The 8,821-nt window shown below is 68.7% G+C and carries 10 protein-coding genes; all 10 read left to right on the forward strand.

The features are described from left to right. The first annotated feature begins 38 nt into the window (after positions 1-38). The 10 genes from AF1_RS30285 to atpD all read left to right on the forward strand — a co-directional run bounded on the left by AF1_RS30285 (position 39) and on the right by atpD (position 8,773). A complete protein-coding gene (locus AF1_RS30285; protein ID WP_067807112.1) occupies positions 39-1,196 on the forward strand; it encodes an MraY family glycosyltransferase in 1,158 nt (385 codons plus the stop codon). 231 nt (positions 1,197-1,427) lie between these two features. Then, positions 1,428-1,844: a hypothetical protein gene (locus AF1_RS30290; protein WP_067807116.1), complete on the forward strand. Its 417-nt coding sequence runs from the start codon at positions 1,428-1,430 to the stop codon at positions 1,842-1,844. Positions 1,845-1,928: 84 nt separating this feature from the next. Then, the gene (locus AF1_RS30295; protein ID WP_067807119.1) at positions 1,929-2,153 is read left to right on the forward strand and encodes an AtpZ/AtpI family protein; all 225 of its coding nucleotides are present in this window, start codon (positions 1,929-1,931) and stop codon (positions 2,151-2,153) included. Between the two features lie 70 nt (positions 2,154-2,223). Further along, entirely contained in the window at positions 2,224-3,018 is a 795-nt protein-coding gene (atpB, locus tag AF1_RS30300; protein WP_067807122.1) for a F0F1 ATP synthase subunit A, read from the forward strand. Between the two features lie 100 nt (positions 3,019-3,118). Further along, entirely contained in the window at positions 3,119-3,355 is a 237-nt protein-coding gene (gene atpE, locus AF1_RS30305) for an ATP synthase F0 subunit C (protein ID WP_067807125.1), read from the forward strand. 32 nt (positions 3,356-3,387) lie between these two features. Then, positions 3,388-3,945, forward strand: a complete 558-nt coding sequence (locus AF1_RS30310) for a F0F1 ATP synthase subunit B (protein ID WP_174548913.1) — start codon at positions 3,388-3,390, stop codon at positions 3,943-3,945. After that, on the forward strand, positions 3,942-4,763 hold the full coding sequence (locus AF1_RS30315) for a F0F1 ATP synthase subunit delta (RefSeq protein WP_067807128.1): 822 nt from the start codon (positions 3,942-3,944) through the stop codon (positions 4,761-4,763). Before AF1_RS30310 ends, AF1_RS30315 begins: the two co-directional genes overlap by 4 nt. Before the next feature lie 40 nt (positions 4,764-4,803). Beyond that, positions 4,804-6,438 (forward strand): F0F1 ATP synthase subunit alpha, encoded by a 1,635-nt coding sequence (gene atpA, locus AF1_RS30320; RefSeq protein WP_067807131.1) that lies wholly within the window; start codon positions 4,804-4,806, stop codon positions 6,436-6,438. 5 nt (positions 6,439-6,443) lie between these two features. Further along, positions 6,444-7,340 carry a F0F1 ATP synthase subunit gamma gene (locus AF1_RS30325; RefSeq protein ID WP_067807134.1) on the forward strand — a complete coding sequence of 299 codons (897 nt, stop codon included), beginning with the start codon at positions 6,444-6,446 and terminating at the stop codon, positions 7,338-7,340. 2 nt (positions 7,341-7,342) lie between these two features. Continuing rightward, a complete protein-coding gene (atpD, locus tag AF1_RS30330; protein ID WP_067807137.1) occupies positions 7,343-8,773 on the forward strand; it encodes a F0F1 ATP synthase subunit beta in 1,431 nt (476 codons plus the stop codon). Positions 8,774-8,821: the final 48 nt, after the last annotated feature.

The raw sequence follows: 8,821 nt of genomic DNA on the forward strand, positions 1-8,821 counted from the left end.
AACACGCCAGCGGCGATGGGTGAGGGAGGCGCAGGGGAGTGCGGGAGTACCTGCTCACGATGCTCGTCGCCGCCCTCGTCGCCTATCTGCTGACCCCGTCGGTGCGCCGGTTCGCCATCTGGTTCGGCGCGCAGGCGGTGCCGCGCGACCGCGACGTGCACGTCATCCCGACGCCCCGGCTGGGCGGTCTCGCGATGTTCGGCGGGATGGTGGCGGCGCTGGTGGTCGCGACCGGGCTGCCGGAGATGCGCAAGGTCCTCGCGGACGGCAACATCAGCGTGGCCAAGGCGCTGCTGCTGTCGGGCGGGCTGATCGTGCTGATCGGCATCGCCGACGACCGCTGGGAGGTGGACGCGCTCACCAAGTTCGCCGGGCAGGTCGCGGCCGCCGGGATCTTCATCATGCAGGGCATCCAGATCTACGCGATCCCGCTGCCGAACGGCGAGTCGCTGTCGCTGCCGCCCGCCTACGGGGTGCCGCTGACCGTCTTCATCGTGGTCGCCACGATCAACGCGGTGAACTTCATCGACGGCCTGGACGGGCTCGCGGCGGGCGTCGTCGGCATCGCGGGGCTCGCGCTGTTCTCCTACGCCTACCTGCTGTCGAAGGCGCACGGGCTGTCCACGCTGACCGGCGCGACGCTCACCGCTGCGGTGCTGTTCGGGATGTGCGCGGGCTTCCTGCCGCACAACTTCAGCCCCGCCAAGATCTTCATGGGCGACACCGGCTCGATGCTGATCGGGCTGCTGCTCAGCGCGTCCACGATCATGCTGACCGGCCAGTTCGACGCGGCCTTCCTCGCCAACGGGCTGTTCCCGTTCTTCGTCCCGGTGCTGCTGATCCCGGCGGTGGCCGCGGTGCCGTTCATGGACATGCTGCTGGCGGTGCTGCGGCGCACCAGCCAGGGCCGGTCGCCGTTCTCTCCGGACAAGCAGCACCTGCACCACCGGCTGCTGGAGCTCGGCCACTCCACCCGCCGCGCGGTGCTGATCATGTACTTCTGGGTGGGGCTGCTGGCCTCGGGCCTGGTCGGGCTCGCGCTGTTCGATGCCGCGTGGCTCACCCTCGGGATCACGCTGCTGGTCGCGATCGGCGGTGTCGTGCTGATGTTCCGCAAGCCCGGCCGCCGGAAGAAACCCGCCGGCGATCCGGGCACCGGCGGCCGGCCCGCACAGCGCCCCCAGATGCACGTCTGACCTGCGCCGCCGTCCCGCCGGACGAGGAACGATCCAGCGGGACGCCCGTCCCGGCGGAACTGGGCCATGCATGGGATGAGCTGGGCTAAAGTCCAGGTACAAGCGTTACCGGGCGTAGCCTCCCGGACCCTGGATCGGCATTACCTCTAGGGTAATTGTGGACATTCCGGACGCTTGTGATACCTTTCACGAACAAGAGACGAACACTCAACGTGACCAGCCGGAGCCCTCATGCATACCTCCGACGCCCGGATGCTCCGCGGCGCCGCGATCCCGACCTCGGCGGTCGGGGTGGGCGCCGTGCTGATCGGCCTGTTGACCGCCGGCGCCAAGGGCGCCCTGGCGGCGGCGCTGGCCTCCGTCGTGGTGATCGCCTTCTTCTCGGTGAGCGCGCTGGTGGTCTCGTGGGCCGCCAGGTACTCCGCGCAGACGATGATGCTGGCCGCCCTCGCGAGCTACATGGTCAAGATCCTCGCGGTGATGGTGCTGGTCACGGCGATGGACAGCGTCTCCATCTGGAACACCACGGTCTTCGGCTGGACGGTCATCGCGCTCGCGCTGCTCTGGATCGCCGCCGAGTTCCGCATCGCGCTGCAGCGGAGGCCCTACATTGACGACGCCGAGGACGCCCTTGACCGGAGTCCGTGATGCAGGCCCTGCGGACGGTGCCTGCCCCCAAGGACTACTCCAATATGACCACCGCACGGGTGGCCTGCTATCGTCCGGAGCGCGATGAGCGAGCAGAAACGCCGGCCGGAGGACGGTCAGCGGGAATTCGCCGACGTCGCCTGGTCCGTGCCCAGCTACCTTCTCTCCGGGATGCTCATCTGGGGCGGGCTCGGGTGGCTGCTGTCCAAGTGGACGCACCAGGCCTGGCTGATCCCGATCGGCCTGGTCATCGGTGCCGGGCTCGCCGTCTACCTGGTCTACCTGAAGTACGGTCGCCACTCCTCCTGAGCGGCCCAGCAAAGGAAGCCGCCGAGGAAGCCTTCGTGAAACATCACCACATTGATGAAGGGAACGCCGCGTGAACGCGCTGACGGTCCTCGCCTCCGGGGGAGATACGTTCCAAGCCCCGGGCCCGGAGCTGTTCGACTTTCCGCCCCTGTTCGCCGGCGGCCCCGCGTGGCTGACCAAACCCGTCGTGTTCGCGGTCGTCGGCGCGCTGGTGACGTGCGTCCTGTTCTGGACGGCCTTCGCCAAGCCGAAGCTCGTGCCGCGCGGCATGCAGAACATCGGTGAGATCGGCTACATGTTCGTGCGGGACGAGATCGCCCGCCCGTTCCTCGGCAAGAACACCGACCGGTGGATGCCGATGCTGATGTCGCTGTTCTTCCTGATCTGGATCTGGAACATCTTCGCGGTCGTCCCGATCATCCAGTTCCCGATCGCGTCGCACATCGCGTTCCCGATCGTCCTGGCGGTGTTCGTCTACGTCGTCAAGGTGTACCTGGGCTTCAAGCACCAGGGCCCGGTGAAGTACTTCACCAACATGATCCCCAAGGGCCTGCCGCTGCCGGTCTACTTCCTGCTGGTGCCGATCGAGTACCTCTCGACGTTCATCCTGGCCCCCTTCACCCACGCGGTCCGGCTCTTCGCCAACATGTTCGCCGGTCACACGATCCTGGCGTTCTTCAGCCTGGTCGGCTTCTGGTTCCTCTTCGAGAAGCCCACCGCGCTCGGCTTCGGCGTCGGCATCGTCGGTGTCCTCGTCACGATCGTCCTGACCGCGCTGGAGCTGCTCATCCAGTTCCTGCAGGCGTTCCTGTTCGCGATGCTGGCCGCCATGTACATCCAGAGCGGCCTGGAAGCGGACCACTAAGCCCCAAGTGGCCGCGGCGCCCCGGCGCCGAGGCCCATCGACAACCTCGTTAGCCCAGACCGGCGGAGCCTCCGCCGGCCGACAGAAAAGGAATGACCCCATGACGGGAGAAGTTCTCGCCGCCGTCAACGGTAACGTCACCGCGATCGGGTACGGCCTCGCCGCCATCGGCCCCGGCATCGGCATCGGCATCATCTTCGGCCAGGGCGTGAACGCCATCGCGCGCCAGCCCGAGCTGACCGGCGTGATCCGCACCAACATGCTGCTGGGCTTCGTCCTCACCGAGGCGCTCGCCCTGATCGGTCTGGTCGCTCCGTTCATCTTCAAGGGCATTTGACCACGGGTCCCATCTGAGGAAGGGCTGCAGACATGATCACAGCAGCTTCCGTCCTAGCGGCGGAGGAGAACAACCCTCTCGTCCCGCACCCGTACGAGCTGGTCGTCGGCATCTTCTCGTTCGTCGTCGTCATGGTCGTCCTGGGCCGCATCCTCGTCCCGCGCCTGCAGCAGACGCTGGAGGAGCGGACCCAGGCGATCGAGGGCGGTCTCGAGCGGGCCGAGCAGGCGCAGAAAGAGGCCCAGCAGGTCCTCGACCAGTACAAGGCGCAGCAGAAGGCCGCCGCGGTCGAGGCGTCCAACGAGCGGCGCAAGGCCGAGGAGCAGGGCGCGCAGATCATCGCCGAGGCCAAGCAGAAGGCCCAGGCGGAGGCGCGCAAGATCGTCGAGGACGCCAAGAAGCAGATCGAGGCCGAGCGGCAGCAGGCGTTGCAGTCGCTGCGCGCCGAGATCGGCGCCATGTCGGTCGAGCTGGCCGGGCGTGTCGTGGGCGAGTCCCTTGAGGACAGCGCGCGGCAGAGCCGGGTCGTCGACCGGTTCCTCGAAGAGCTCGAAAGCCGCGCTCGCACGCAGGAGCAGATCACATCATGACCATCACGGGAGCGGTGAGCAGGGCGTCGCTGGCCGAGGCCAAGGAGCGGCTGGAGGCCGTGCTTCCCTCCGCCGACCTGGCCGCGCTCGGCGGCGACCTGTTCGCGGTGCTGCACCTGGTCGACCGCGAGCACGGCCTGCGGCGGGCGGTGTCCGACCCGTCGCGCGACGGTGCCGACAAGGCGCAGCTCGTCCAGATCCTGCTGGAGGGCAAGGTGTCGCCGGCCGCTCTCGGGCTGGTCGCCGACGTCGTCCGGCTGCGCTGGTCGAAGCCGTCGGAGCTGGCGGACGCGGTGGAGACCCTCGCGGTCACCGCCGAGGCCGCCCGCGCCGAGGCGGACGGGCAGATCGACGACCTGGAGGACGAGCTGTTCCGGTTCTCCCGGGTCGTCGAGGGGGACGCCGCGCTGCGCGGCGCCCTCGCCGCACCGGGGCTGCCGGACGACCGCAAGGCCGGCCTGGTCGGCGCGCTGCTGGAGGGCAAGGTCACTCCGGCGACGCTGACCCTGGTCACCGAGCTGGTGCTGCGTCCGCGAGGACGTAGCCTGGAGGGTGGGCTCGCCGAGTACGGCAAGCTCGTCGCCCAGCGCCGGCAGCGGCTGGTCGCGCTCGTCCGGACGCCGACCGAGCTGTCGGCGGAGCAGCGGACACGGCTCGCAGCGGTGCTCGCCGCGGCCTACGGGCACGAAGTACACCTGAACATCGAGATCGACCCGAGCGCGATCGGCGGCCTGTCGATCCAGATCGGGGACGAGATCATCGACGGCACGATCGCCGGACGCCTGGACGACGTTCGCCGGCGGCTCGGCGCCGGCTGAGGCCGGTAGAGCTGACCTTTTAGGGAGCAAGAGAGGAATCATGGCGGAGCTGACGATCCGTCCGGATGAGATCCGGAACGCGCTGGAGCGCTTCGTCCAGTCGTACGAGCCCGAGGCCGCCGCGCGCGAAGAGGTCGGCACCGTCGTCGATTCCGGCGACGGTATCGCCCACGTCGAGGGTCTGCCCTCCGCGATGGCGAACGAACTCCTTGAGTTCGAGGACGGTACCCGTGGCCTGGCTCTGAACCTGGACGTGCGCGAGATCGGCGCCGTTGTCCTGGGTGACTTCAGCAAGATCGAGGAGGGCCAGAAGGTCCGGCGGACCGGCGAGGTCCTGTCGGCGCCGGTCGGCGACGCCTTCCTCGGCCGCGTCGTGGACGCGCTGGGCAACCCGCTGGACGGCAAGGGCCCGATCGAGACGACCGAGCGCCGCGCGCTCGAACTGCAGGCCCCCACGGTCGTGCAGCGGCAGTCGGTGAAGGAGCCGCTGCAGACCGGCATCAAGGCCATCGACGCGATGACGCCGATCGGCCGCGGCCAGCGGCAGCTGATCATCGGTGACCGGCAGACGGGCAAGACGACCGTCTGCGTGGACACCATCATCAACCAGAAGGAAGCCTGGGCGACCGGCGACCCGAGTAAGCAGGTCCGCTGCATCTACGTCGCGATCGGCCAGAAGGGCTCCACGATCGCGAACGTGCGCCGCGCCCTGGAAGAGGCCGGCGCGCTGGAGTACACCACGATCGTGGCGGCCCCGGCGTCCGACCCGGCGGGCTACAAGTACATCGCCCCCTACACCGGGTCCGCGATCGGGCAGCACTGGATGTACCAGGGCAAGCACGTCCTGATCGTGTTCGACGACCTGTCGAAGCAGGCCGAGGCGTACCGCGCGGTGTCGCTGCTGCTGCGCCGCCCGCCGGGCCGCGAGGCCTACCCCGGTGATGTCTTCTACCTGCACTCGCGCCTGCTGGAGCGCTGCGCGAAGCTGTCGGACGACCTGGGCGGCGGCTCGATGACCGGCCTGCCGATCATCGAGACCAAGGGCAACGACGTGTCGGCCTACATCCCGACGAACGTCATCTCGATCACCGACGGGCAGTGCTTCCTGGAGACGGACCTGTTCAACCAGGGCGTCCGGCCGGCGATCAACGTCGGTATCTCGGTGTCCCGGGTCGGCGGCTCGGCGCAGATCAAGGCGATGCGGAAGGTCGCGGGTACGCTGCGCCTCGCGCTGTCGCAGTACCGCGACCTGGAGGCGTTCGCCGCGTTCGCGTCCGACCTGGACGCGGCGTCCCGCGCCCAGCTGGAGCGCGGTGCCCGCCTGGTCGAGCTGCTGAAGCAGCCGCAGGGCGCGCCGTTCCCGGCGGAGAAGGAAGTCGTGTCCGTGTGGGCGGGCACCTCCGGCGAGCTGGACGAGGTGCCCGTCGCCGACGTCCGCCGTTTCGAGCGCGAGTTCCTCGACTACATCGAGCGCGAGGAGGGCGGCCTGCTCACCTCCATCCGCGAGACGGGTCAGCTCTCCGACGACGGTCTCACCAGCCTCAAGAACGCCATCACGGAGTTCAAGAAGGGCTTCCAGACCAGCGAGGGCGAGCTGCTGGCCGAGGAGCCCGTCGAGGCGATCGATGCCGAGGACGTCAAGCAGGAGACGATCACCCGCGTCAAGAAGGGCTGACGGCCATGGCCGCACAGCTTCGCCAACTCCGGCAGCAGATCAAGACGGTCAAGTCGACCGCCAAGATCACGCGTGCCCAGGAGATGATCGCCACGTCGCGGATCGTCAAGGCCCAGCAGGCGGTGGCGGCGTCCAAGCCGTACGCCGACCAGATCACGCGGGCCCTGACCGCGCTGGTGAGCCACCGCGTGGGGATCGACCACCCGCTGCTGCAGGAGCAGCCGGCCGACGCCCGCAGCGCCGTCCTGATCGTCACGAGTGATCGCGGGTTCTGCGGCGCCTACAACGCCAACGTGATCCGCGAGGCCGAGTCGCTGATCCGGGCGCTGCGGGACGAGGGCCGCGAGCCGGTCCCGTACGTGGTGGGGAACAAGGGGATCACCTGGTACAGGTTCCGCGGCCGGGAGGTCGCGGAGACCTGGCACGGGTTCAGCGACCGTCCGCACTTCGCGAACGCGGAGCGGATCGGGCGCCGGCTCACCGAGGACTTCCTCAAGACCGACGCCGAGGGCGGGGTCGGTGAGATCCACGTGGTCTACACCGAGTTCGTCTCGATGCTGACCCAGACGGTCCGGGTCAAGCGGCTGATGCCGCTGGAGATCGAGGACAGCCACGACGGCGAGGTCCCGCCGGCGTACGAGTTCGAACCGTCCGCGCAGGCCGCGCTCGACCTGCTGCTGCCCAACTACATCGAGAGCCGCATCTTCCACATGCTGCTGCAGTCGGCCGCGTCGTTCCAGGCGTCGGTCCGGCGGGCCATGAAGTCGGCGACCGACAATGCCAACGAACTGCTCGGGGTCTACACGCGCCAGATGAACCAGGCGCGGCAGGCCGCGATCACCCAGGAAATCAGCGAGATCGTCGGTGGCGCTGACGCGCTCGCCGAGTCTGGCGGGGAGTGATAATGACTGCACAGGTAGAGACGGCGACCGCGACCGGGCGCGTCGCCCGTGTCATCGGCCCGGTCGTCGACGTGGAGTTCCCCGCCGACGCCCTCCCGGAGATCTACAACGCCCTCAACGCGCAGGTCTCGCTGGGCGGCGAGGAGAAGACCCTGACCTTCGAGGTCGCCCAGCACCTGGGCGACAACATGATCCGGGCCATCTCGATGCAGCCGACGGACGGCCTGGTCCGCGGCGCCCCGGTGTTCGACAGCGGCGAGTCCATCGCGGTGCCGGTCGGTGACATCACCAAGGGCCACGTGTGGAACGCCCTCGGCGAGTCGCTGGACGTCCCGACCGCCTCGCTGGAGGTCAACGAGCGCTGGGGCATCCACCGCAAGGCGCCGGCGTTCGACCAGCTGGAGTCCAAGACCGAGATGCTGGAGACCGGCATCAAGGTCATCGACCTGCTGTGCCCGTACGTCAAGGGCGGCAAGATCGGCCTGTTCGGCGGCGCGGGTGTGGGCAAGACCGTCCTCATCCAGGAGATGATCCGCCGTGTCGCCCGCAACTTCGGCGGCACCTCGGTGTTCGCCGGCGTGGGCGAGCGCACCCGTGAGGGCAACGACCTCTGGGTGGAGATGGACGAGGCGGACGTCCTCAAGGACACCGCGCTCGTGTTCGGCCAGATGGACGAGCCGCCGGGCACCCGGCTGCGCGTCGCGCTGTCCGCGCTGACGATGGCGGAGTACTTCCGCGACGTCCAGAACCAGGACGTGCTGCTGTTCATCGACAACATCTTCCGGTTCACGCAGGCCGGTTCGGAGGTCTCCACGCTGCTCGGGCGCATGCCGTCCGCGGTGGGGTACCAGCCGACGCTGGCCGACGAGATGGGCGTGCTGCAGGAGCGGATCACCTCGACGCGCGGTAACTCGATCACCTCGATGCAGGCGATCTACGTGCCCGCCGACGACATCACCGACCCGGCGCCGCACACCACGTTCGCGCACCTGGACGCCACCACGACCCTGGCGCGGAGCATCTCCGAGAAGGGCATCTTCCCGGCGGTGGACCCGCTCGACTCCACCTCGCGGATCATGGACCCGCAGATCCTGGGGAACGAGCACTACGAGGTCGCCCAGGAGGTCATCCGGATCCTGCAGAAGTACAAGGAGCTGCAGGACATCATCGCGATCCTCGGTATCGACGAGCTGTCCGAGGAGGACAAGGTCACCGTCCAGCGGGCGCGGCGCATCGAGCGCTTCCTGTCGCACCCGATGTACGTGGCCGAGCAGTTCACCGGCCAGCCTGGTGTGACGGTGCCGAAGGACGAGACGATCGCCTCCTTCAAGGCGCTGGCCGAGGGCAAGTACGACCACCTGCCCGAGCAGGCGTTCTTCATGTGCGGTGGCATCGAGGACGTCGAGAAGAAGGCCAAGGAGCTGGAGAAGTAGTCCGCTCCGGCGGGGCCGCCCCGGGACCGTGCGTCCGGGGGCGGCCCC

It is taken from the genome of Actinomadura formosensis NBRC 14204 (genome assembly GCF_001552155.1).
Taxonomy (GTDB): domain Bacteria; phylum Actinomycetota; class Actinomycetes; order Streptosporangiales; family Streptosporangiaceae; genus Spirillospora; species Spirillospora formosensis.

Excerpts from the sequence above, each read along its gene's own strand:
- AF1_RS30290 (WP_067807116.1), top strand. The coding sequence starts at position 1,428 with ATGCATACCTCCGACGCCCGGATGCTCCGCGGCGCCGCGATCCCGACC.
- AF1_RS30295 (WP_067807119.1), top strand. The coding sequence starts at position 1,929 with ATGAGCGAGCAGAAACGCCGGCCGGAGGACGGTCAGCGGGAATTCGCC.
- atpE (WP_067807125.1), top strand. The coding sequence starts at position 3,119 with ATGACGGGAGAAGTTCTCGCCGCCGTCAACGGTAACGTCACCGCGATC.
- AF1_RS30310 (WP_174548913.1), top strand. The coding sequence starts at position 3,388 with ATGATCACAGCAGCTTCCGTCCTAGCGGCGGAGGAGAACAACCCTCTC.
- AF1_RS30315 (WP_067807128.1), top strand. The coding sequence starts at position 3,942 with ATGACCATCACGGGAGCGGTGAGCAGGGCGTCGCTGGCCGAGGCCAAG.
- atpA (WP_067807131.1), top strand. The coding sequence starts at position 4,804 with ATGGCGGAGCTGACGATCCGTCCGGATGAGATCCGGAACGCGCTGGAG.
- AF1_RS30325 (WP_067807134.1), top strand. The coding sequence starts at position 6,444 with ATGGCCGCACAGCTTCGCCAACTCCGGCAGCAGATCAAGACGGTCAAG.
- atpD (WP_067807137.1), top strand. The coding sequence starts at position 7,343 with ATGACTGCACAGGTAGAGACGGCGACCGCGACCGGGCGCGTCGCCCGT.